The organism is Amphibacillus sp. MSJ-3 (assembly GCF_018919165.1).
Lineage (GTDB): Bacteria > Bacillota > Bacilli > Bacillales > Amphibacillaceae > Amphibacillus.
In genome coordinates this window covers 34,334-58,465 of sequence record NZ_JAHLQM010000008.1, presented here as the reverse complement: position 1 = coordinate 58,465, position 24,132 = coordinate 34,334, and the positions used below count along the sequence as shown (strand labels likewise).

General features: G+C 36.1%; 14 protein-coding genes. 6 read left to right on the top strand and 8 right to left on the bottom strand.

Annotated elements, in window-relative coordinates:
- Window positions 1-5: 5 nt before the first annotated feature.
- Window positions 6-1,430 carry a sensor histidine kinase gene (locus tag KQI76_RS04030; RefSeq protein ID WP_216399027.1) on the top strand — a complete coding sequence of 475 codons (1,425 nt, stop codon included), beginning with the start codon at window positions 6-8 and terminating at the stop codon, window positions 1,428-1,430.
- Between the two features lie 105 nt (window positions 1,431-1,535).
- Entirely contained in the window at window positions 1,536-3,131 is a 1,596-nt protein-coding gene (locus tag KQI76_RS04025; protein ID WP_216399026.1) for a response regulator transcription factor, read from the top strand.
- Between the two features lie 297 nt (window positions 3,132-3,428).
- On the opposite strand, the gene KQI76_RS04020 is transcribed toward KQI76_RS04025, so the two are convergent.
- The 4 genes from KQI76_RS04020 to KQI76_RS04005 form a co-directional block, all read right to left on the bottom strand.
- Window positions 3,429-4,004, bottom strand: coding sequence for a class C sortase (locus KQI76_RS04020; protein WP_216399025.1), 576 nt, complete (start codon window positions 4,002-4,004; stop codon window positions 3,429-3,431).
- Entirely contained in the window at window positions 4,004-4,846 is an 843-nt protein-coding gene (locus KQI76_RS04015; RefSeq protein ID WP_216399024.1) for a class C sortase, read from the bottom strand. The genes KQI76_RS04020 and KQI76_RS04015 overlap by 1 nt, the downstream gene beginning before the upstream one ends.
- Before the next feature lie 66 nt (window positions 4,847-4,912).
- The gene (locus tag KQI76_RS04010; protein ID WP_216399023.1) at window positions 4,913-6,616 is read right to left on the bottom strand and encodes a SpaH/EbpB family LPXTG-anchored major pilin; all 1,704 of its coding nucleotides are present in this window, start codon (window positions 6,614-6,616) and stop codon (window positions 4,913-4,915) included.
- Between the two features lie 11 nt (window positions 6,617-6,627).
- Complete coding sequence (locus KQI76_RS04005) at window positions 6,628-9,225, bottom strand: SpaH/EbpB family LPXTG-anchored major pilin (RefSeq protein WP_216399022.1); 2,598 nt, start codon at window positions 9,223-9,225, stop codon at window positions 6,628-6,630.
- 1,329 nt (window positions 9,226-10,554) lie between these two features.
- Here KQI76_RS04005 and KQI76_RS04000 point away from each other — a divergent pair.
- The 3 genes from KQI76_RS04000 (at window position 10,555) to KQI76_RS03990 (ending at window position 16,293) form a co-directional block, all read left to right on the top strand.
- Window positions 10,555-11,694, top strand: a complete 1,140-nt coding sequence (locus KQI76_RS04000) for a response regulator (RefSeq protein WP_216399021.1) — start codon at window positions 10,555-10,557, stop codon at window positions 11,692-11,694.
- 328 nt (window positions 11,695-12,022) lie between these two features.
- Window positions 12,023-13,177 (top strand): response regulator, encoded by a 1,155-nt coding sequence (locus KQI76_RS03995; RefSeq protein WP_216399020.1) that lies wholly within the window; start codon window positions 12,023-12,025, stop codon window positions 13,175-13,177.
- A gap of 5 nt (window positions 13,178-13,182) precedes the next feature.
- Window positions 13,183-16,293, top strand: a complete 3,111-nt coding sequence (locus KQI76_RS03990; protein WP_216399019.1) for an ATP-binding response regulator — start codon at window positions 13,183-13,185, stop codon at window positions 16,291-16,293.
- Window positions 16,294-16,903: 610 nt separating this feature from the next.
- Here KQI76_RS03990 and KQI76_RS03985 read toward each other — a convergent pair.
- Both KQI76_RS03985 and KQI76_RS03980 read right to left on the bottom strand, forming a co-directional pair.
- On the bottom strand, window positions 16,904-18,028 hold the full coding sequence (locus KQI76_RS03985) for an NADH-dependent flavin oxidoreductase (RefSeq protein WP_216399018.1): 1,125 nt from the start codon (window positions 18,026-18,028) through the stop codon (window positions 16,904-16,906).
- 96 nt (window positions 18,029-18,124) lie between these two features.
- Window positions 18,125-19,570, bottom strand: coding sequence for a DEAD/DEAH box helicase (locus KQI76_RS03980; protein ID WP_216399017.1), 1,446 nt, complete (start codon window positions 19,568-19,570; stop codon window positions 18,125-18,127).
- A 403-nt stretch (window positions 19,571-19,973) separates the two neighbouring features.
- Between KQI76_RS03980 and KQI76_RS03975 the strand changes: the two genes are divergently transcribed.
- Window positions 19,974-20,678 (top strand): dihydropteridine reductase, encoded by a 705-nt coding sequence (locus tag KQI76_RS03975; protein ID WP_216399016.1) that lies wholly within the window; start codon window positions 19,974-19,976, stop codon window positions 20,676-20,678.
- A gap of 408 nt (window positions 20,679-21,086) precedes the next feature.
- Here the strand turns inward: KQI76_RS03975 and nrdG are convergent, their stop codons facing one another.
- Together nrdG and nrdD are read right to left on the bottom strand one after the other, a co-directional pair.
- A complete protein-coding gene (gene nrdG / locus KQI76_RS03970; RefSeq protein ID WP_216399043.1) occupies window positions 21,087-21,656 on the bottom strand; it encodes an anaerobic ribonucleoside-triphosphate reductase activating protein in 570 nt (189 codons plus the stop codon).
- A complete protein-coding gene (gene nrdD, locus KQI76_RS03965; RefSeq protein ID WP_253288796.1) occupies window positions 21,643-23,820 on the bottom strand; it encodes an anaerobic ribonucleoside-triphosphate reductase in 2,178 nt (725 codons plus the stop codon). The genes nrdG and nrdD overlap by 14 nt, the downstream gene beginning before the upstream one ends.
- Between the last annotated feature and the right edge of the window lie 312 nt (window positions 23,821-24,132).

Here is a 24,132-nt window from a genome sequence, read left to right as displayed (position 1 = left end):
TTATCATGAAGAAAAAGACGATCAAGGAAGTTTTTCTACAATCTAATCGGTGGATGGGACTAGTCGCAACCATTCCTTTAATAATTAGCGTCATCATCTATACACATCACTTGTTTGTTTACCAAAGAGCTGTCACCAATATCCACCAAGCAAACAAAGTTTCATCTCGCTTCCGCACAGATGTATTGGAGGACATTTGGGATTTAGTCTATGGACAAACCACACCTGAAAGATTTAATCATAACAATACCGTCAACGATTTACGCCAGGAAATAGAGATTATCAAGCATAATACCGAGACCCAAACAGGGACTTCAACCCTTAACCTAACACTAGAAGCCATTGACGCATTAGAAGATCATATAGAAAAGATTGAGTATAATATTTTGAACAATGAATCCCTTGAAAAAAATGAAGGGATTATGAAGCAGGTTGAATCGAGCAATTTATTAGTCCTAGATATTTTACAAGAATTCGTTGAAATTGAAATCAATTATGCTTCCAATAAGGGAAGTAAAGTGATGCATTCCGTTGTCATCCTTTCCTTTATTCAAGTTGGTATTTTAGTCTTTAATTTTATCTTCTTAAAAAAAGTCAATCACTATTTAGCAAAAAATGTTGAAGAACCCATTCATGAATTAATTAAAATGGCTGATGAAATATCACAAGGTAATCTCAAGTACCGTACCGATCTACCAAACATAAATGAGATAAGTATTCTCAGTGCCCAAATGAATAGGATGGCTGATCGGCTCAACATTCTACTAGCGGAAAACGCAAAAAAGCAATACCATTTAGCACAGAGTGAAATGCGAGTGCTTCAAGCTCAGATTACGCCACATTTTGTATATAATAGTATGGATGCTATCCTAACTTTAGCTGAACAAGGAGACATCGATTCTGTCAAAAAAATGACCTATGCACTGTCTGACTTTTTCCGAATCTCATTAAGTAAAGGACAAGATTGGATAACCGTTGAGAAAGAAATAAAACACATCTCTGATTATTTGCTTATTCTAAAAATTAGATATGGCGAAATGTTAACTTATAACATTGATATTCCCCAGGAAATGTTCAATTTTAAAATACTTAAGATGGTACTACAACCGATTGTTGAAAATGCCGTCTACCATGGGATAAAGCTTGTCCGTAGAATTGGCTATATTCATATAAGGGGCTGGCATGATAATCAACATCTCTATTTCTCGATCGAAGATAATGGCAAAGGGGTTCCAGAAGAAAAACTAACAGAAATCCATGCGGAATTAGCTAAGGGAATAGAGACAAATTTTAAGGAAGGGTACGGCCTCTATAATGTGAACAAAAGGTTGTTACTCTATTATGGTGAATCCGCAAAAATCACCTTTGATAGTACACTTAATAAAGGAACAACCGTTAAAATCAAATTACCTTTGCAGACATTCGACTAAATGATTGAATAGCGAAAGATTTTCTTACATACGTTAGCAAGGGGTTTACTTGGTGACCCTCCCAAGTCGAGTGATTGATTATCCTATGATATGAGGTGAACATTAATGTATAAAGTTTTTATTGTCGAAGATGAACCACTCATTCGTGACAACTTAAGAAATGAAATGATGAGACTAGCTAAACAACTCCCAATTACATATGCAGGAGAAGCATCTGATGGTGAATTAGCCTTAGCTTCAATTATTGATATAAAACCGGATATCCTAATCACGGATATCAGAATGCCATTCATGGACGGTCTAGAATTAGCCAATGAGGCGAAGAAAATATATCCGTGGATTAGACTTCTCTTCATTAGCGGTTTTGACGATTTCTCATACGCTAAATCTGCACTTCAATTGCAGGCAGAGGACTACTTACTTAAACCAATCAAGTCAAAGGAACTCGAACAAACTTTAAGAAAAATCACTGAAAGCCTAGAGGAAAGAAAAGACCAATTTAGTGTCAAAGACGAGAATGAAGAATCACTTACTCAAGAAGTACACAAGAATCTTTTCTTAAACTGTCTGTTCAAAGGTGATTTAAAGATGAATGAGGTCATTGAAGAATCTAACAACTTTCAAAAAACAATTGTTGGCAAAAAGATCTCTGTTATCCTCGCTACCAATCATTATAATAAGAGCTTTGAAGATTATTTTCACTTTAGTGAAAAACTCAACTTTTCCTTTGGCGATGATGAAGAAATCCTATTCTCTAGCATTTCTTCTCGCTATATTAAGATTTTAGTTTTTCATTATGATTACAACACTTTACTCGATAAATGTTATCAAGTAGCTCATACATTACTTCACGAACTTGACATCGACTCTTCCGATTTAGTCGTCGGCATTGGGCCAATCATTGATCGAATCAGCGAAATCCCCTATAGCTATGAGATGGCGAAGCAATTGATAGGAACTTACGGTATTATCCGTTCGGAAAAGATTATTAGTTTTGTTGATAATCTAAAAGAAGGTGAAGTGTCACCAACAAATCCCTTTAAAATTGATTTAGCTGATAAAATAACTTCTATTTCAGTTGAGAATATGGACGCATTTATCGAATCCTTAAATGGCAGTCAATTCGATACAATTGCCCGGCAAAGAATGTTTCGCTTTTTTGTTTTACTAGAAATCAATGCCCTAATCTTGAAAAAACAAGAAGGAAAGGATGCCCCAGTCTATCAAATAGAAGATTCACAGGAAATGAACCAGATCGCCAAGTCTTTAGATAGATATACAAACTATTTAAAAGATACCTTAACCTACTTCCTTGAAGTAGAAATTCACCCATCCATGGTGAAATATAGAAGTATCATTCAAAAGGCACTTCTCTATATGGATGAGAGTTTCTCCGACCCTGATATGTCTTTAAATACAGTTGCGGAAATTGTTAACCTAAGCCCTTCCCACTTTAGTACCATCTTCTCACAGTCCTTAGGGCAAACCTTTATTGATTATCTTACTGAACAGCGAATTAATAAAGCTAAACATCTACTAGCGACTACTAATGACAAACTAACAGCTATTGCTTTAGAAATCGGCTACAATGATTCAAATTACTTCAGCTATTTATTTAAAAAGAAAGAAGGCCTCTCCCCGACAGAATATCGAAAACAAATGAGGAAAAGACCTGTTCATTTCAAAGATAAGCCTAGCTAGTGTTGATTCAAATCTGTATTTTAACAAATGGAAATCCGTTAAAAATGGGCAGAACCTATACAAGTTCGATTTGCTTGGTGGAACTAGGTCAAGGATAGGAGAGATCCCTATAAGCAAATCGTTATTTACAAAAAGCGTAAAAGTTAATCAAAGGCCATTAGCATTTCCTGAATTTATCCAGAAAATCAAAAAGTTAAATTCATCTTATCGTTTATACCGGTAACAAGGATTTAAATCGATTTACCCTTCATAGCCAGTTGCTCATCTAGTCACTTGATAACTTTCAAATGTCTTAATTTAATCTGGAGGATTGTTAACTCTCTCTCCAATTACAATTATTCTATAGTTCTTTGAATCAAAAGGAGGACAAGTTAATAAGGTTACTAAATCTCTGCCTTTTTGTACCTTAAGATACTCTGTTTCAGTTACCTTTATCTTTCGATTATCTATCACCCTATAATTTAACTGTTCATCTAACCTATTTATTTTAAAGATATCACCAGAATCTAATTTATGAATATTAGTAAAAAACTCTTTTGATGCCATCCCTGAATGGCCAGCCAAAACACTATGCGTATTCATACCACCAATTGATTCTTGGGGATTTTCAATCAGTCCAATCCCTTTTGCTAAAATATCATTTGATGCACCGTAATAAATGGGTAAATGTAAGTTGAGCTTTGGAATTTCAATTGTTGCAAATACGTCGGCATCGATGGCACTTTTAGGGAGGTCCTTTTCAAATCCCCCATTGAAGCTTTCCACCACATCATTCAAATGCGCCTCGTAATATCGCTTTGATACAATAGGATAAAGAACTAGACATATTCCAACTAGGAAGATAGCTAGCATGAGTGTTTTTTTATATTTCATCATCCTATTCCCTTTCTCTTCTTTATGACTTTTCGGACTACTACCAGTACCGTTATCACTATAATTAAGCCGCTCACTATCAAAGTATACATTTTCACTTTACTATTTTTTACAGGTTGCATCGCTTCTTCACTATCTTGATCTTGAAGGTCTTCCAGTGGGATACGTGTTCCTCGGACTAATAAGCGATGACTATTTATCATATAAGGTTCACATGTTATCAATGTAACGTAATCTTGGTCTGGTACGATTGATAAATCATCCATTTCATGTGGAAGGACAATTTTAATTTGGTCAACCTGATAAGCTAATGTTTCATCTAATGTATGAACAAAGAATTTATCGCCTATCTCAAGTCCATCTAAATTTCGAAATAATTCAGATGTAGGGAGTCCTCGATGTCCAGTTAGAGCAGCATGTGTACCTTTTCCGCCAATTGGTAATGATGAACGCGGTAGATGCCCTACCCCTTTTGATAAAACAGTATCACTAACACCGCTGTAGATTGGAAGTTCAACATCTATAGTTGGGATGCTAATATACCCCATCGCCTGGCCAACATTTATAATACTTTCATACTCAGATATCTTCCTTTTTTCCTTATCATCTTCAGAGAAAGGATCATCTATAGTTTTAACTTGTTCTGTTAATAATCGATTATGTTCTATTGCGTCTTCCTTTTTTCTATTAAGTGTCTCTGCATCAATTTCATTAATGTTACTTTGATAATCTTCGATTACTGTATAGTGCACAATGCTATTAAGATAGTTGGTTATAATCGGGAACAAGAAGATTGATAAACCCAATAAAAAGGTGAGCGTAATAACTATTCTTTTTTTCATGTCCGTACATCCCTACTTATTTAAATAAGGAATAGGTGTTCAAACCTATTCCTTTTTTATTAAAACTTAAATTTCTTTATTCACTTGGCGTTTTTTATTATTTAATAAGTTAAAACCTGCGATACTCATTAGCAGTAACCCGGAAACAGTAAATACTAGTGTTCCCATGCCCCCTGTTTGAGGAATCAACCCTTCTGGCATATTTTCAATTAAGAATTCTTGTGTTAAATTCGTACCATCATCAATGACAAATTCAATCGGATTAGCTAGCAAGTTATATCCTTCTGGAGCTTCAATTTCTACTAGTCTATATTCACCCGAAACTAAACGATCCCAAGTTAATACCCCACTAGCATCTGTTGTTTTTACTGAACCAGCTACATCTACCCAATTACCATTTTCATCACGTTGTTGTAATTTAAAAGTTGCTCCTTCTAGTAAAATATCATTATCATTCTTTGCAACTTTTGTAATTGTTACGCTTCCTTCTTCTGGTGTTGTAATCGTTGGATCTGACTCTTTATCACCGTCGTCACCTTTATTATTATCCCAATCTACGACTGCTGTATTCTCAATTGGGCCTTCGCCTAATGCACTTTCATCTACTACAGCGGAGAACTCTACATAAAGTACATCACCTGGATTTAGTTTAGCAATACCAGCTTCTGTTAATGAAACGTCTAAAGTAAAATCATTATCTTCAGATGCTTCTACTAAGACATAGTCCTCATTAATCACTAGGCTCTCTTCAAGATCATTGATGTATACCTTTGTAGAACCAACTGTGTAGTTAAGACGATTGTCGATTTGGTCATATAGTGAAAATTTAGCATATTCATCTATATCAGTTGGTGCAATCGCTGATAGACGAAAATCTACAGTTTCACCAACTAGAGTCGTTGTTTCTTCTCCCCATTCAACTTCGTTTATATCTTTTTGTTCCTTGAAAACTTCTGGTTCTTTATAGTTTTGGAAATCTGGTAGAACAATCGTTTCAGGCTGTTCATCACCAACTACTTCCTCAATTTCAAAAGGTATCTTTGTATTATTTAATAAATAACCATCTACTGTTTCAACTTCTTCAAAGTAATAAGAACCTGGTGTCAAGCCTGTCACTCTAATATAACCATCAAGACTAGAAATATAGTCTACTTGATCAACTCTAGTTCCATCTTCATAAAATAGGTGGAAGGTAACACCTGCTAAAGCATTTTCCTCAGCATTCTCACCAACTTTGACAAATTCAACCCCACCATTAACCGGCGTATTCTTTGGATACACATGTACGTCATATAATAACTGTGTACCATTTTCAATCGTTAATGGAACATCAATGTAATAAGTAGCAGGATCTGTTAAATGCCCTGGTGCAGAGACTTCCTTCAGTGTATAGCGACCAAGATCTAAATTATCAAATGTAACTAGACCATTTGAATCTGTTGTGCCTCGAATAGCCTCACCTGGGGTTTCTAATTCAACCCACTCTTCTTGATTATTTGTCCCTTTTACTAATTCGTGTGTTTGCTGAATTTCATAAACAGTCCCTGGTAGGGGTGTTGCTTGATCGGGAATATCAATATCCTGATCTAATTCAATACCTGTGCCATCAACCTTTTCTGATTCGTCACCATCGAAACTATACTTATGGACTGAGATTGATCCTCTTTTTGTGAAATCAACCGGTGGATCTTCGGACGCAAAGGCTGACGTCGTGAAGTTAACCAATAAAAGTAATGCGATTAGAAAAACTCTAAAAAATTTCTTTTTCATTCTTATACCCCTTATCTATAATTAATTTTTTTGAATCTTGAAGTGAATAGACTTAAGCCTGCAGAAATCATCAACAAAAGTCCTGTTACTGTAAAGACTAGACTTCCAACTCCACCTGTTTGTGGAAGCTCCTCTTTCGGTGTATTTTCTACCATATAACTCTGTTCATGCGTTGTTTTATCACTATCAATCTCAAATTCTATCGGATTAGCAAGTAATAAATAGCCTTCTGGGGCTTCAACTTCTATAATTCTATACTTTCCTTTAGGGAGTTTACTCCAGTGTAATTTCCCATCTTGGTCAGAAATCTGTTCTTCCCCAAAGTCCTCCCATGTCTCTCCAGACTTAATTTGCAAACGAAATACTGCGTCAGGAAGTGGTAACTCTTCTAATAAGTCATTTTTAAAAATCTTAAGAATATCTACACGACCTGTTAATGGGATCGTATTTGTTTCATTTGATTCAGGATTACCTTCTTGGTCTGACTGATTAATAAATTCAATCGTTGCCTGATTCGGAATATTTGTTAAATCCCCCAATGTTGTTTCATTTACTTGTGCAGTAAATATTAAATTTAGTTTAGAAGTTTCAGTAAGTTTACTAATTCCTGCCTCTGTTAATTCGACGACTAATAAACCATCTTCCCACTGCACTGTATAATCCGTCTCTGGTTCTAATTCAACATTTGAGTTAGTCGTTAACTGTGCTGATTCTTTAACGTAGGTTAATCTAGAGTCAAGTTCATCTAGAATTCTGAATTCCTTATATTTTGTAATGTCCTCCGGTAAAGAAGATGTGATTTTGAAATCAACTGTATCTCCAACAAGTGTTTCAGATGTATCTCCATACGCACTGTCATCTTCAAAACTGTTCTTTTGTTCTTTTATTAACTCAGGATATCTATAATTTATAAAGACTACTTCTAATTCAACAGTACCTTTCTCAATTGTTACAGTCTGTGGCTCAGCCGTAGACATATAGCCTTCCGGTGCTTTGGTCTCAGTTATAATGTAATCACCAGGCTCAAGATAATCAATTTTATAAGCGTGAGATATTTCTTCTCCTTCTCTCGGAATATTGAGCTCAAAATCATTAGGACCTTCTACAGTAAACTCTGCACCTTCTAAGGGTTGATTACTGCCATCAACTTTTACTATATTTAACGAACCACTATAAATCTGCGCTGTATCACTGATTGGATTGGTGTATCTTGAATAAAACATAGCTGTATTATCAATAACCACTTCTTGTTCCACAACTGCTTGATAAGTGACAACAAATTCACTTCCAGGATTGAAATTACCTAAATGGATCTCACCATCATTCCAATCCGGGGTCGGCTCCACATCAACACCGTTTAATTTCACGGTCAATGAACCCTCTAGATAGCTAAGTTCAGCAGGTAAATCATCTTTAATAATCCCTGCTATTATTTCTTGTGTATTCCCTTCTTCTGGGTAATCTAGTGTCACTTGGTATTCGACTGTGTCACCTAACTTCATTATTGCTTCATCTGAAAACTCAGCATTTTCACCATCTTTAGTGATATTACGCACTAATTTTTCAATTGTACTTTCTGTTTGATCAGGCAATTCAAATATTCCAACTTGTTGGAGATTATGTGAATCACCGGTTGAACCAGTAAATCCCCAATAGACGAGTGACCCACCAAATGTATCGATTACATCCTCTTGCCCATTAAATTGGTAAACGATTGGATCATAACCAGCAATATTATAAGTCAAAGTATAGGTGGAACTATCCCAATCTACTTCAACTTTGCGCCAACGCTTGTCTGTCAAATCTTGGTCAGCTGCGTCTTGTAAATTATCTGGCGATTTAAAATAAGGTGAAGATACATCATGCTGTTTATAAAAAGGATCTTGAGCTGCGCCTCTCCAAGGAGGTGTCTTGGTTAAATCAATATGCCCATAGAATTTATCACCATTAGCGCCTCCGTTACCGAAGTTAGGTGTCCCGTTATCATTTGTATTTTGTTCATGATTGTTATAAAAGGTATCAAATTCTAGAATAAGGGCATTCCTAATGAAATTACTTTTATAGGGGTTGAATGGATCGTTATCATCATTATCCTTGCTATATGCCCCTAATCCAGCACCATTTGCTCCAAGTGTACTTTTTAACGGCACTCCACTCGTATTTGTGTGTCCCTGAATAGTAAATGTGATTCCGTCCGCTCCCCGCGTACCATCATAATTACCATTATCCCATTTGTCTCCTAAATTCGTGTACATCAGCATAGAGAAATCCTTGTTCATATCAATCGGGTTCCTATACCAAAGTCCACCGAATTGCCATTGTTCATCCTGTGTAATAACCACAACGTCAGAACGATTAGGATCCAATGAAGGGCCATGGTTTACCCCCCAAGTACTCCCTCGATTTGCTGTAATTAATTCAAATGTATCCGTAAGAATGATGTCGCTTTCAGGTAGCTGATCAAAATCGTAAAAGTCTTCATAAACGATCTCATCTGAATGAGCATCTGCATGAACAACTTTTAAGCTACCAATATTATTTACAGAATATATGATAAACAACATCGAGAGAAGAATCAGTATATCCTTAGGGTAACGCTTCCACCTCATCTAAACACATCCTTTCTTAAGATATTTTTAATATCTGTGAATAAAATACATAAGCTTTACCTATCAATTTACACTCGATAGGGCAAGCGTTTGCATTTTCGGCAAAAATATAGGTCCTTATTATTAACCCCCTTTTCTCTCTCTTTTTTTGAAATTTTATTGAACTTCCCTGTATGATTATTAAAGTTACTTGCTATTTCTATCTTCCATCGTAGAAACCATTAACTATGTACTTAATCTTTAAAACTATAGTTCGGTTATAAAGAAGTATAACGACTCTTACTATTTCTATAACTGAAATAAAACTAGACAAAAACTGAATTGTAGAACTTTTCTGTCAAAATTGGCGATTAGGATCTGGTTAAACGACTGTTCCCGACTATACCCGCATTCAAAAGTCATGACTAAATAGCTTCTACTTAACACTTAGACCATTAACCATAATTGACATTCTTTTTGATTTGATTATTACATCAAGTACTATTTCATCTATTAAACCGCCTATAATCATTAAGTCACTCGGCCGTGCTCATCTGACTATATTCTTAGTCATTTACCAGCTATGTGTGTGATTAATGACAATATTAAGAAAAGTATATTCTTAAGGGTTGGTTAGTTGTAAAATAAAAGAGAGAGGATTTTCCTTAAAGAATTGGATAGATTTCTGGTATTGATCTACCACTGACCAGCGAATGTCTAAAGCTGAATTTTTTTCAATCAGCAACTCATTTTTTAATAACCTTCATTGATAGTTGTAAGTGGTAGAAATAACTGTATAAGTAGAGGTGATATTGGATGTGAATATAGCCACTCCCCATCTATCGCTTAAAAAAGGATAGGGAATGCTAGTATTCATCAAGCATTGGTGGAAATCAAGCTCAGAAGATCACAAGTAGAATTCAAGTAAAAAGGACGTGATAATAAGGGAGCTAAACAAGAATGATCTATTTAATTTTTTAAAGTCCTTCAGATCAAAGCTAGAAATTAGACTCATTAATAGGGATCATAACTTTAGTAGATTACAGAAAAATGCAAGCGGTTACATTATAATCAAAAATTGGGTGGTTAAATACAAATGACCCTAACTATATTTACCTTTTCAGCGTGCTTCCAGATAAAATATGTTTAGTCATTTGTCACTTATTGTTCAGTTATTGTTCGGTTATTGATAGTAAAATTAATACAGTTATTCTACTTTTTCGAATGAAAACTATATAAGCATCATTTTTTGATGAAATGCAATCATACTTTATAACATTATAAATACTATATTCAAAATAATATGACTTACCTCAACACTTATTATATATACAGTAGGAGCTGATTATTTTGTTAAAGGTAATAATTGCTGACGACGAACAACTTGCAATCTATCAATTAGAAAGATTCCTAAAGTCATCTAATATCGTTGAGTTACAAGGGGCATATTTAGACGGTTATAAAGCATTCGAAGCAATTGTAAAGTACAAACCCGACCTTGTTTTTCTAGATATTAATATGCCAGGAATAGACGGGATAGAAATCACTAAAAAGCTTCTTGAAAAAAATATCAACACCATTGTTATTTTTATAACAGCTCATGATGAATATGCGATAAAAGCATTCGAAATTGGTGTAACAGACTACGTATTAAAACCATACACAGAAAAGAGAATACACCAGATTCTTCATCATTTCAACAATTTGCTTCCACCAACACCTAGAAATCAAGAAAATACAGTAATGATACATACTTTTAAATATCTCCACTTTACGAAGAACGGTAAGGAAATAAGGAATATCAGATGGAGAACATCAAAGTCACGCGAACTATTTATTTATTTAGTACAAAATAGTGGGGAACTTGTCCGAAAAGATGTATTAATAGAATTATTATGGCCAGATATTGAAGTGGACAAAGCTTATGATAATTTATATACGACGATTTACCAAATGAGAAAAACCCTAAAAGATATTGGCATTGACATTGATATCATTAATACAGTAAATGGCTATGAAATAGATTTCAAGGAGACAATTTATGATGTCATTGAGTGGCGAAACTTAATGATTCAAATAGAAGACCGCATATCGGATAATGGGAATCTGCAAGAAATAACGGTTTTATATAAAAAGGCTTTAAAACTTTATAAAGGGCATTACTTAGAAGAAGAGCCTTATATATGGAAAGAAAATATTAAAGAACAATACCGAATCATATTTTTAACCATATCGAAAAGCGTTATCAGTTTACTAGAAGAAAACCAAAAATATACAGAGGCTATACTGATAGCCTTGCATATCCAAGAAATATATCCATATCTTGTTTATCCTTATTTTGTTTTAATGCAGCTATATGACAAGTTTGGTGACCATTATAACGTTCAAGTTCAGTATAGAAATTTGAACACAATGCTCGAAGATGAGTTCGGCAGTAAGACGGATAAAGAAGTTCAAACGTGGTATCGAAACTGGTTGCAATCGCTATGATTAAATATATAGAGCAAGTTTGAATTGACGATAAAACGATTATTCCTTTCAAATAAGTAGCGGACTACACCATATCTTAGCAATTATTTATTTTTTTTAATTATTAAAATAGATATAAATAAATGAGCAATTCAAACGATATTTAAAGTAATCGATCTAATTCATATATTTTAACAATAAATGGTGAATCGGAGTAACAACCTGCCAGATATTTTTTCAATATGGGGTCGTGTTGTTACTTCACCAATCCCTCCAATTATAGAAGATAACTGGATTTTTATTTTTTTAACTTTTTTACAATATAAACATAACCTAGAGGATGATAGATATGAAAGCAATACTGATTGACGATGAATCCCTTGCTTTAGACTTTTTAGAAAGTCAACTTAAAAAAATTAGTGATATCTCAGTCGTTCATAAATTTGTTGAATTTAAAATTGACCGAGATGCAAAAATATTGAATGAAATTGACGTCGTTTTCCTAGATATAGAGATGCCTCAAATGAATGGGATTCAATTGGCAGAAAAGCTTCTTGAAATTAAACCATCTTTGATCATTGTTTTTGTAACAGGATTTCATGAATATGCAGTTCAAGCATTTGGATTAGATTCATTAGACTATATTCTCAAGCCGATTCAATTAAATCGATTAAAAATAACAGTAAACCGAATCGAAAAAATGCTAGACTACTACCGAATGAAGAAAATATCAGAAAAGAATCATCTTCAGATAAAGGTTTGCAAAGAATTATCCTTTGAAATTGCCGGTGATAATCCCGAAATTGTCCATTTTCGCACAGCGAAAGCCCAAGAGTTATTTTTATATTTATTATTACATAATGGAGAAACCCTACTTAAATCTGAGTTAGCCGATTTGCTAAAGCTAGGTGAGCATGATTATTCACAATTATATACAACAATTTATCATATCCGTAAAACGTTAAATCAATTTTGCCAATATATATTATTGGAGAATGTTAAGGACGGATACCGACTGACGCTTAACAATGTTGCTATCGACATTGTCGAATGGGAAAATTCTATTCTTTCTGCACCACCTGTCAGTAAAGATAACATTAATAAGTATGAAGAAATTATGAAATTATACACAGGTCCTTATTTACAAGAATATAATTACTTTTGGGCTGAAGCCGAACGCAAGCGATTAGAAGAGTTATGGCTAAAATCTGCTCATCAAATCGCAGGTTTTTATTTATATTATAACTATCTAGAAAACGCTGAAAAATGGTATTCTAAAATATATAAGTTAACACCAGCAAATGAGAAAGCAAACTTTTCCTTAATGAATATATATGACCGTTTTGGCTATGGAGTCCTTGTCGACCACCAATTTAATCAATATAAAAGTACCTTGATAGAACTTGGTTTGGAAGTAGAGCCCCACATTCAGAATTGGTATGAACAATGGATTCGAAATAAGAAAAGATCAGATCACAAAAGTAAATCTCTGAAAGGGGTTTGATCAAATTGCAAGCCAAAAGAAATAAACCAACCAGCTTATTCATATTAATCGCCATCTTGCTATTCTTAACTAGCCTTCGCTTGTTATGGTATTTTTATTTTTATTATTCCCCTTCTGAACAACCTGTCGCTAAAGAAGGCGTATTAGATTTACAAGACTATGATTTAAGTGATGATCAAATCCTTGCACTTGATGGAGAATGGTCGTTTATTCCGGAAAGGCTCATTGAGGATCCACAAGACCTTCATCCCAATCAGATTGATCAATTTATTAATATATCAGAGCAAGAAAGGGTCGATGAATCCATTAAATATGGAACCTACTATTTGAAGATTTATCTTGATAAGGATACCGATTTTGGCCATTTACTTTCTATACGTATACCATCCACAAATACAGCATCAGCACTATATATAAATGGTCATTTAAAAGAACAATCGGGTATTGTATCATCAGATAAAAGTCAACATAAAGGGAAAGGAAACCCTTATCTAGCGACATTTAACATTGACGATAATGAAATTGACATAATGTTACAGGTTTCTAATTTTGATACTACTAAAGGAATCTCAGTCAGTAAGCCCTTTAAATTTGGTAGTTTAAAAGCAATAACAAATAATAAAAATTTTGAAGATTATTTGGTCATAAGCATGGTTGTTATTTTGATTCTTCACAGTGTCTACAGTCTTCTAATTTATATCTTTATTCATCGTGAAAGAATTATGCTGTTTTTCGCAGTCGGATTTCTTTTTCCTGCCATGGATGAGTTACTTACTTATAATAGTGCCTCAATGGAATGGTTACATTTAAATTATGAATGGTCATTTAAATTTAAAGAAATCATTTATCTGGGAGCAGCTTTATTTCTTGTCCAAATGATGAGATATTTATTGAAAGACTTTAAGAAATACAAACAATTTAAATGGTTCACCATTCTGTATGGGGTTTGCGCACTCCTAATCATTTTCTTACCCCTTAATGATTTAATCGAAGTTAATATGATCTTTTTCGCTCTTTATTTTATCTCCTTTATTACCGTGATACCATTAGCATTAAAGGACTATTTTCAATACAAAGAAGAGTCTATTTTCATTGCTGTCATTATAATCGGCGTCATATCCGGGATTATCTGGGGACTTATTAAGGCAGTTTCAGGAATTCATTTGCCTTTTTACCCATTTGATTATATCTGTGCTTTTATTGGATTAGCACTCTTTTGGTTTAAACGCTTCTATCGACAAAACGAACAAGTGAACGATCTTGTTGATGAGCTGAAAATTGCAGATCAAAAAAAGGATGAATTTCTGGCAAAAACCTCCCATGAACTACGCAACCCGCTTCATGGAGTGATCAATATTGCCCAAACAATCTTAGCTGAACAAAAGCATTCATTAACAGAGAAAAATAAAGCTGACTTAAAATTACTCATTCAAATTGGACAACATATGAGTTTTACCTTAAATGATCTACTTGATATCACACGACTCCAGGAACAAGATATTGACCTTCATAAGGAAAGGGTAAATTTACACACAATTACTACTGGGGTACTTGATATGATTTATTTTATGACAGAAGGAAAAAACATTTCTTTACGATCAAAAGTTCCCGCTTCCTTCCCCGACCTTTACGCGGACAAAAATAAATTGATTCAAATATTATTTAACTTAATCCATAATGCGGTGAAGTTTACAAACGAGGGGACTGTAACCATTGGTGCTTCACAGGAAAAAAAGATGGCCATCATCACAATTACAGATACTGGTGTCGGTATTGATAAAGAAATTCAACCCTATATTTTTCAAGCCTATAAACAAGACGACAAGAGCACAACTGCCATCAATAGTGGGATTGGCTTAGGACTCAACGTTTGTAAACAACTTGTGGAATTACATGGTGGAACAATTAAAGTGGAATCAGAGGTTGACAAGGGATCGATATTTACCTTCACTATTCCTTTGGCAGAAACTTCAACAGCTGAACTAAATCGTAAAACAGAAATGACTAGCTCTGCGCGGATAGAAGAGGAACCCGAATTAATGACGGAGTCGGCTGATACCCTTTCTGAAAGTAAAGTGACAAATACCAATATATTAGTTGTTGATGATGATCCTATTAATCTACGCGTTTTAAAGAATATCCTTGATACAGATTTCGACATAGCCACGGCTACAAGTGGTCATCAAGCATTAGAACTTTTAAATACCAGGGAATGGGATTTGGTCATTACAGATGCAATGATGCCAAACATGTCAGGTTATGAATTAACAAGGACGATTCGTAAACAATTTACTCTTTCGGAACTACCAATTTTAATTCTGACGGCAAGAGCACAAGCTGAAGATGTTTATACTGGCTTCCAAGCAGGTGCAAATGACTATTTAACTAAACCAGTGGATAGATTAGAATTACAAGCACGCGTGAAGGCATTAACAACATTAAAGCAGTCTGTTAATAAACAACTTCGCATGGAAGCTGCCTGGATGCAGGCTCAAATAAAACCGCATTTCTTATTTAATACATTAAACACGATTGCTTCTTTAGCAGAAATAGATACAGACAGAATGGTCAAATTACTTAACGAATTTGGAAATTACCTGCAACGTAGTTTTGATATCCATAATACACAACCTTTAATCTACCTTGAAGAAGAATTAAAGATCACACGTTCCTACCTATATATTGAACAAGCTAGATTTGGGGATAGAATCCAAGTGGAATGGGAGCTTGAAGGTGACTTGTTAGCAAAAATTCCTCCATTATCCATTCAACCCTTAGTAGAAAATGCAATTAGGCATGGTATTCTCAAACGGCAAAGGGGAGGAACTATCACCATCAAAACTACAGATTATCAAGGTTATCAAGAAATAGCAATTAGCGATGATGGTGTGGGAATGAGTTCGGATAAGATCACACATCTTTTAACTGACCCACCTGAATCCGTGAAGGGTATTGGTATTTCAAATACCAACCGGCGTTTATTAAAATTATACGGAAAAGGATTATCAATCCGAAGCATACCTAATCACGGCACAACAGTATCGTTTCAGATTCCTAATGATGAAGTTGCTAAAATGTCTAGTCAACAACCTATAAATAAACTAAAGAGTTCCTAATTGGGATAAATCACACTGTCGATTTTAACTTAATCGGAGAGGGGAAATCTTGATTTAGGACTGTCTAAGGTTGCAGGAACAGACTAAAACACGCAAACTTTTATCTTTTCGATTGATACGAAAAGATACCTTCTAAATTTTCGTGGCCACTGAAAAAGTAAAAAAGCGACTTGGATCTGTAAGGTCAGATCTAGGTTGCTTTTTTTGTTGTATAAGATGACTAAAATCCCAATTCAAGGTTAGTCATTAAAAGTCAAACAACTTACCTAATAGAACGCACCGTTGATTTTCACTCCAGGTGGCAACTCCTGCGGAAAAAGTGCGCGTCCGGAAATCCTTATTGCAACACGGCAGTGGAGCAATAAGGAATGTTAGACTAAAACCGCCACGTCCTGTGGCAACGTCTAACTGACCCACATCCCGTGCGCCCGAGGACGTACCCAGGGAAAGCGTCCACCCAGACTGTAAATCACGGAGCGACACTTCTAAACCATTTAAGTCGTGATGAATCCATATAAATAATCATAATATCAAAAGGGAATCCAGTATCTATTGAATCCCCTTTTTATTTTTTAGCCGCGTTTTGTTCCACTCTCTCTTTTTCCTTATCTTACTTAACGATCGGCAACCATCCTGGTCTGGTCTGTATATATTCCCACATTGCGTCAGGGAAGGCTAAGTCTGCCCTGTCTTCCAAATGAATTTCTGTCCGGATCGTGCTTTCTTTTCCTGTTTTGACTTTAATAATCCAATCAGGTTCGACAATTAGTTCCCTACCTATCGCTAATAGTGGTAGGTTTAGTTCTTCGATTGCTGAAATAGCATCGTCTGGTGTAATGATTTGGCCAACCCCAATAATTGGCGTATCTGCACCAACTGTTTCAACAATTGCTTTAAGGACTGGTGTTTGATCTTCCGAATTACGGATAGAGCTTTGCAGGTAATGACCGGTGGATATGTGAATATAGTCGAGTTCTTTTTCTTTTAATTCCCTTAATAGAGCTAATGTATCGTCCAGTGTGATGCCTGGCTCTTCGATCTCTTCGGGAGAAATCCGGTAACCTAATATAAAAGGTCGATCAGCATGTTTTTTGATTGCTGCTTTAACGGAATCAACAACTGCTAGCGGGAAGTTCATTCGTTTTTCTAATGTCCCGCCCCAGTGATCATCTCTTTGATTAGAGTGTGGTGAGAAAAATTGCTGGATTAAATATGTGTTGGCTCCGTGAATTTCTACACCATCGAATCCTGCTAGAATCGCTCTTCTCGTTGCTTGGCCAAAGGCTTCAATGATGTCATGTATTTCTTCATCTGCTAATGCTCTTGGTATTTCAGCATTTTCACGCATGGCTGCGATTGCACTTGCACTGACAGGTTGAAGCCCTCTGAGTGTGCGGGCTGATCCCATTCGGCCAACGTGGAAAATTTGCAAGATCGCTTTTGTACCCGTACTTTTAATCGTGTCTGCGAGTTTGGCTAAGCTCTCAATATGCATGTCAGATGCAGCGCTTAATGAGCCAGCGAATTTTCCATCTTCTCTAACTTGCGCACAAGAAGTAATCACTGCACCAAGGCCTTTTGTCCGACGTTTATAATAATTGTGCTCATCTGTCGTCACCATGCCATTTTCAAATGCTGAGTTTGTGGTCATCGGTGCCATCACAATCCGATTATCGATCGTAACACCCGATTTAAAAGTAAACGGTTCAAACAAGGGCTTATATTTTTCCTTCATTTGTAGAGCCTCCTCTTTTAATATAATACCTTTATTATCCTTTATATATGTGGAATTAACTAACTTTTTGATCTTTCTTTTTGTTCAGCGACCCTCTTATTCCTTAGCTTCATAAACCTTCAACAACTTCCCTTTTACTGTTGTGTTCTTCATCGTTTTTAAGACTAGGGGACCTTTGCCATTTAAGATTTCGATAAAAGTTGCCCGATCAAGAATAGTAATAATCCCAATATCCTCTGCGGTTACACCCTTTATTTTAGCGATTGTCCCTACAAAATCAACTGCTCTAAGCTTCTTTCTCTTACCACCATTAAAGTACAGTTTCATAATATCTTTATTTAGATTTTCATTTTTTTCTTTTTTTATCGTTGATTTTAGGTTGATTTTCCGATCAAAGGCTGGCCGATTCTTAGCCACTTCCGCTTTCTTTGGAGCTGCTGATCGCTTAATCTCAAAACCAAGATAGGCTTCAATCTCTGGTAAAAACTTCTCTTCAGACGGAAGCATAAATGTGATTGCTTTCCCTACCTCGCCAGCCCTCCCAGTTCTTCCAGTGCGATGGACGTAGCCCTCCTTTTTTAGTGGCAGATCATAGTTGATAATATGACTGAGCTTATCAATATCGATGCCTCGCGCAGCTAAATCAGTTGCCACTAAATAGCGAAAACGGCCGTGTTTAAAGTCACGCATCACAGCAAGCCGAGCTTCTTGGGCCATGTCACCATGGATTTTACCACATGGATAGCCTGCTTTAATTAATTGATCAGTCAACCGATCAACGCGCCCTTTTGTCCGACAAAAAATTATACAGCTATCTGGATTTTCAACGATCGTTAAATCACGGAGGAGGTCATATTTTTGATCATCTGACACTTCAATCAGCACATGATCAATTTCATCTGCTGTTATTGCACCTGTCTCTATCTCAATGTCGACAGGTTCTACCATATACCTATGCGAAAGCTCTTTAATCTCCTTTGGTAAGGTAGCCGAGAAAAGCATTGTCACTCGATCTTTAGGTAGGGCTTTGATAATCGCCTCGACCTGTTCGATAAAGCCCATATTCAACATTTCATCCGCTTCATCGATGACCAAATAGCGGATCTGGTCTAACGATAGTGTCCCTTTACCGATATGATCAAAGACACGGCCAGGTGTGCCAACAACGACATGTGTCTTTTGTTTTAATTGTACTTTTTGGCTTGCGAAAGATTGCTTACCAAACACAGCCAGCGCCTTAATTCGTTTAAAGCGCCCGATGTTGGTAAAATCCTCTTTAACCTGAACAGCAAGCTCTCTCGTTGGTGTCAAAATTAAGGCCTGGGGTTTATTCTCAAGCCAATCAATCGATTCAGCAATCGGAATTGCATAGGCGGCTGTCTTACCGCTTCCGGTTTGCGACTTCACGATCAGATCTGTTTGTTCTAAGACGAGTGGGATCACCTTTCGCTGCACGTCAGTTGGTGTGTGATAAGCTAAAGCCTGAAGGGAAGTGATGATCTCATCACCCAATTTATAATCATTAAACCTTGAATTCTTCATTTTTTGACCTCTTTTTAGGTTAGTTTCTATTTAATATTGTACCACGATTAGGGAAATCGATTAGGCTTTAATACATAAGTCTAAATCTGAGCAAAGCAGGTGAGATAGGATAGATGACATAATCTTTTAAGCTTGAACGATCAAAAAGCGGGGTCACTAAGCTTAAGTAAACTTTGACTTTGTGGAGGACGCCTCCCCAATTAAGTTTGGGATCAACGAAACAAACTTCTGTTGACTCTTGGCAACTTGCTTATAACCCGGTAATTTCTAAGAAAATGACAGTGAAGAACTTACAGTCAGATAAGCTTTAGTAAACCTTTTTAAATAATCAAACTATTTAATTGAGAATTGTTATCACTTAGTGTATGATTAAATACATATAGTTAAGTGAGGAGAATGAGACATGCAAATATATTGGACCAAAATAAATCAGATTATTGAAGAAACACCCGAGATTAGAACCTATCTGCTCGATTGTCCGGAAGATTTTACTTGGGAGGAAGGTGCGCATACCCACTTCGCATTAAAGGGTTTTAATGATGGAGATAAACCGAATCGTAGTCTAGTTCGCCATATGTCTATTTCTACTTTACCACATGAAAATTCAATTGGGATTACAACACGGATTAGGGAGCAATGTTCTGAGTTTAAAGCAATTCTAAGAAACCTTGAAGTCGGTCAAGAAGTAGCCCTATTTAAAACAATTTCAAACGTACAGCTAAAAAGGGAAAATAAAAATATTTACTTATTATCCGCTGGTGTCGGTTTAGCAACTTTTAGACCGCTTGTACTTGAGTATTTCGAACACGATGACAGGATTAACCACATCCATTCATTGAATATTGACTCTTCAAAAGCGTTCTTATTCACTCATATCTTCAAGTCTTCACCTGAAAAGAAGTTCACAGCCCAGTTTGTCGATAACCGCCAAGATTATTACAATGAAGTGGAAAGACTGGCTACCGATCAGGATGGACTTTTCTATCTTGTTGGTAGTGATGAATTTATCCTAGAAAATATTGAATTGCTTTATGAACGGGGTATCAAGCCGGAGCAAATCATCCTTGATAAGCACGAACAACAGCGAATTGAACTTTTAGCTCTTTAATTGTCATTTGATTCATGACATCCATTCAGTTTCTTTCGTTAAAATGAAGCAACAAAAACAATTAAAAGCTTCTAAACATTTACCAGACCACTGAAAAGGTCAAAAATGCAAGCTGGAATTAACTTCAGCTTGCATTTTTATATACTTGATCTATCTTCTGACCTAAAAAACGAAAGCACTCCGGCATTAGATCCATACAGGTCGGAGATCAGGTCATACTTGGTTAAGACTTTCTCTTGGAAATGAGCCTACTTAGCAAACTCACAACGATTAATGAGGAAGTACTTAATGGAATTTACGTTAAGCATATTTTAAACATTATGCTAACGTTCGCCCATGGTTGGTGAACAAAAAAATACCCCCTAGGAAATCACCTAAGGGATATCTTTTACTGGTTATCTCTATCCGTTAATCATAATTGCCATCCTTCCAAAGGACCAGTTCATCAGCTGCCAGTGTTTTTTGAACATCAATAATCTTCTGGTTTGAACTGCCTCGGAAAGCTAAATTCAAGTCTTTTTTTGCCTCGACAAAGCGTCCATCAACAAGGACATCAATCAGTTCAAGTAAGTCAATCTTATCCTGACTACTTTTCATTAATTCCTGATAAGTGTAACCACTCCATGACCAAATATCTTTACTTGAGCCAAATACCTCTCTTACCCTCTTACATAAAGATAGAGTCACTTGAGTATTTAAAAATGGCTCCCCACCTAATAAGGTCAGTCCTTGGCAATAATCAGCTTTTAAGTCTTCGATGATTTGGTCTTCCAACTCTTTTGTATATGGCTGACCATAGGAAAAGTCTTGTGCCGCCTTGTTGTAGCAACCTCGACAAGCAAAAGGACAACCACTGACATATAAACTACAGCGAACCCCTTCTCCATCGACAAAATTATAAGGTTTATAGTCCGCGATATAGCCTTTACTTAAGGCTTCAGCTGTCCAGGTTATTGGGAGGGATTTAATAAGAATCAGATCCCTTCATGTGCTTCTTACGTGAGGAGATTTCCTCATGTCGTCCTTCTACCATTGGGCGTTTCTGTGGATTACCTAAATAGCCACAGGTTCTCTTAACCACGTCACAGGTCTCTGGATTTGTATTGCCACAGTTTGGACATTCAAAACCCTTCTCAGTTGGGTTGAAATCCCCATCAAAGTTACATTCATAGCAATGGTCAATTGGCGTATTCGTCCCTAAATAACCGACCCGATCATAGGCATAGTCCCAAACAGCTTCCAAAGCCTTTGGATTGGTTTGTAATTTCGGATATTCACAATAGTGGATAAAACCACCACTTGTATATGGTGCATATTCCTTTTCAAAATCAATTTTTTCAAACGGTGTCGGCGCCTTTCTGACATCATAGTGAAAACTATTCGTATAATAGCCCTTCTCCGTAATGTCTTCAATTGCACCAAACTTCTCACGATCCAGTCTACAAAATCGGTCGGTTAAACTCTCGCTTGGCGTTGAATAAACACTAAAATGTAGATTTGCTTCATCGCCCCATTCATCTGCTTTTGCCTTAAGAATTTTAATGACATTTAAGGTGAAGTTTTTCGCCTCAGGGTTGTCCTCCCATGCCTTTCCGTAAAATGCAGCAGCAACCTCATACAATCCGATGTAACCTAAAGAAACTGTTGCGCGTTTATTCAAGAAAAGTTCCTCTACTTTATCTGACGTTTTCAGTTTTTCACCAAAAGCACCGTGTAAATATAAGATCGGAGCATTCTCTGGTTTTGCTTCCATTGTTCGACTTGCTTTAAACATTAAAGCATCTTTGATTACATTTAAACGTTCTTCCAATAATTCATAAAATTTATCAAAGCTTTTATCTGCTTCAATCGCAATTCGCGGTAAATTTAGAGTGACAACTCCAAGGTTCATCCGACCTGATGTCACTTCATTTCCTTCTTGGTCCTGCCAAGACTGTAAGAAGGAGCGACAGCCCATTGGGACTTTAAAGCTACCTGTCAATTCAACAATTTTGTCATAGCTTAAGACATCTGGATACATGCGCTTAGTCGAGCATTCTAAGGCCAATTGTTTAATATCGTAATTTGGATCTTGTGGCTCAAGGTTTACACCCCGCTTCAAGGTAAAGACGAGTTTTGGAAAAATAGCCGTCCGTTTTTCCTTACCTAAGCCATTAATCCGAATTTTGAGAATAGACGCTTGAATTTCTCTTTCAATCCAGCTTGTCCCCAAACCAAACCCTAATGTTGTAAATGGGGTTTGCCCCTGAGAGGTATAAAGTGTATTAATCTCATATTCCAAACTTTGCATGGCATCATAGATATCTTTTTTAGTTTTTTCTAAAGCAAATTTTTCTTGCCGTTCCACACCTTCGATCCACTCTTTGGCCGTTGTCAGGTTCTTTTGATAGTTGATTTCTGCGTAGGGAGCTAAGACTTCATCGACACGGTCAAAACTACACCCACCATACTGACTTGAAGCAACATTCGCAATAATCTGTGCCGTCTGAGCTGCAGCAGTCTGGATGGATCGTGGCGATTCTACCTCAGCATTGCCGATTTCAAATCCCTCTTCAAACATCGTTTTGAAGTCAATTAGACAGCAGTTTGTCATCGGTGCATAAGGTGTGTAATCTAGGTCATGATAATGAATTTCACCTTTTTCATGGGCATTTGCTACATGAGGGGGAAGCATTCTTAGTCCAATGGTTTTCCCGACGCTTCCTGCCGTTAAATCACGTTGCGTATTAAAGACCTTACTATCCTTGTTGGCATTTTCATTTACAACCGTCGGATCTTTATCTAATAATTGATCAATTTTTTGGTTAATATCACGGCTATTTTTCCGTCTCTCCGCTTTTTCCTTCCGCCTTTGGATATAGCTATCAGCTAAATCCTTCATCCCATGGTGATGTAAGCGTTCTAAAACATATTCATCGATTAAAGAGGTATGAATTGAAGTGGGTTCACTTTGTTGAATAATGCGATCTACTTCATTCGTAATCTCTTCAATCGTTACTTTTGCATAAGGTAAATTTGATTTTTGTACAGCTTGAATGAGGGCATTTTTTATTTTAGCAGGGTCATACTTCTGCTTCCGACCATCCCTCTTCTCAATTGCTTGATTGATCAATGTTAATTGAATACTACTTGTATCGATCATTTCTTTAAATCCCCTTCCCATCCTATTGTTGATAAGCAGTGATACTTACCGCTGCTATGATATAAGAAAAAAAAAGACCTCTAAAAAGGCAAATCCCCCCTCAGAACCTTGTCTGATTCTTTGCCTTGAAGTAGGAATATTTCTCTATGCCACTTTTGAAATAACTTGACTTAAGTAGCTGCCCTTATCGTGGCAGAGCTACCTTAAATCCATTTCAAAAGGCGATGAAGTTTTAATAGTTTCACTATATCACACAACATATTGTGGATCAATAAGATGCTCGGGACTATATTTAGTATTTTTCTTTTTGTT

What these genes read in the sequence shown, in the direction of transcription:
- KQI76_RS04020 (WP_216399025.1), bottom strand. Translation starts at nt 4,004, where the DNA reads ATGAAATATAAAAAAACACTCATGCTAGCTATCTTCCTAGTTGGAATA.
- KQI76_RS04030 (WP_216399027.1), top strand. Translation starts at nt 6, where the DNA reads ATGAAGAAAAAGACGATCAAGGAAGTTTTTCTACAATCTAATCGGTGG.
- KQI76_RS04010 (WP_216399023.1), bottom strand. Translation starts at nt 6,616, where the DNA reads ATGAAAAAGAAATTTTTTAGAGTTTTTCTAATCGCATTACTTTTATTG.
- KQI76_RS03995 (WP_216399020.1), top strand. Translation starts at nt 12,023, where the DNA reads ATGAAAGCAATACTGATTGACGATGAATCCCTTGCTTTAGACTTTTTA.
- KQI76_RS04005 (WP_216399022.1), bottom strand. Translation starts at nt 9,225, where the DNA reads ATGAGGTGGAAGCGTTACCCTAAGGATATACTGATTCTTCTCTCGATG.
- KQI76_RS03985 (WP_216399018.1), bottom strand. Translation starts at nt 18,028, where the DNA reads ATGAAGGAAAAATATAAGCCCTTGTTTGAACCGTTTACTTTTAAATCG.
- KQI76_RS03980 (WP_216399017.1), bottom strand. Translation starts at nt 19,570, where the DNA reads ATGAAGAATTCAAGGTTTAATGATTATAAATTGGGTGATGAGATCATC.
- KQI76_RS04025 (WP_216399026.1), top strand. Translation starts at nt 1,536, where the DNA reads ATGTATAAAGTTTTTATTGTCGAAGATGAACCACTCATTCGTGACAAC.
- nrdD (WP_253288796.1), bottom strand. Translation starts at nt 23,820, where the DNA reads ATGATCGATACAAGTAGTATTCAATTAACATTGATCAATCAAGCAATT.
- KQI76_RS04015 (WP_216399024.1), bottom strand. Translation starts at nt 4,846, where the DNA reads ATGAAAAAAAGAATAGTTATTACGCTCACCTTTTTATTGGGTTTATCA.
- KQI76_RS03975 (WP_216399016.1), top strand. Translation starts at nt 19,974, where the DNA reads ATGCAAATATATTGGACCAAAATAAATCAGATTATTGAAGAAACACCC.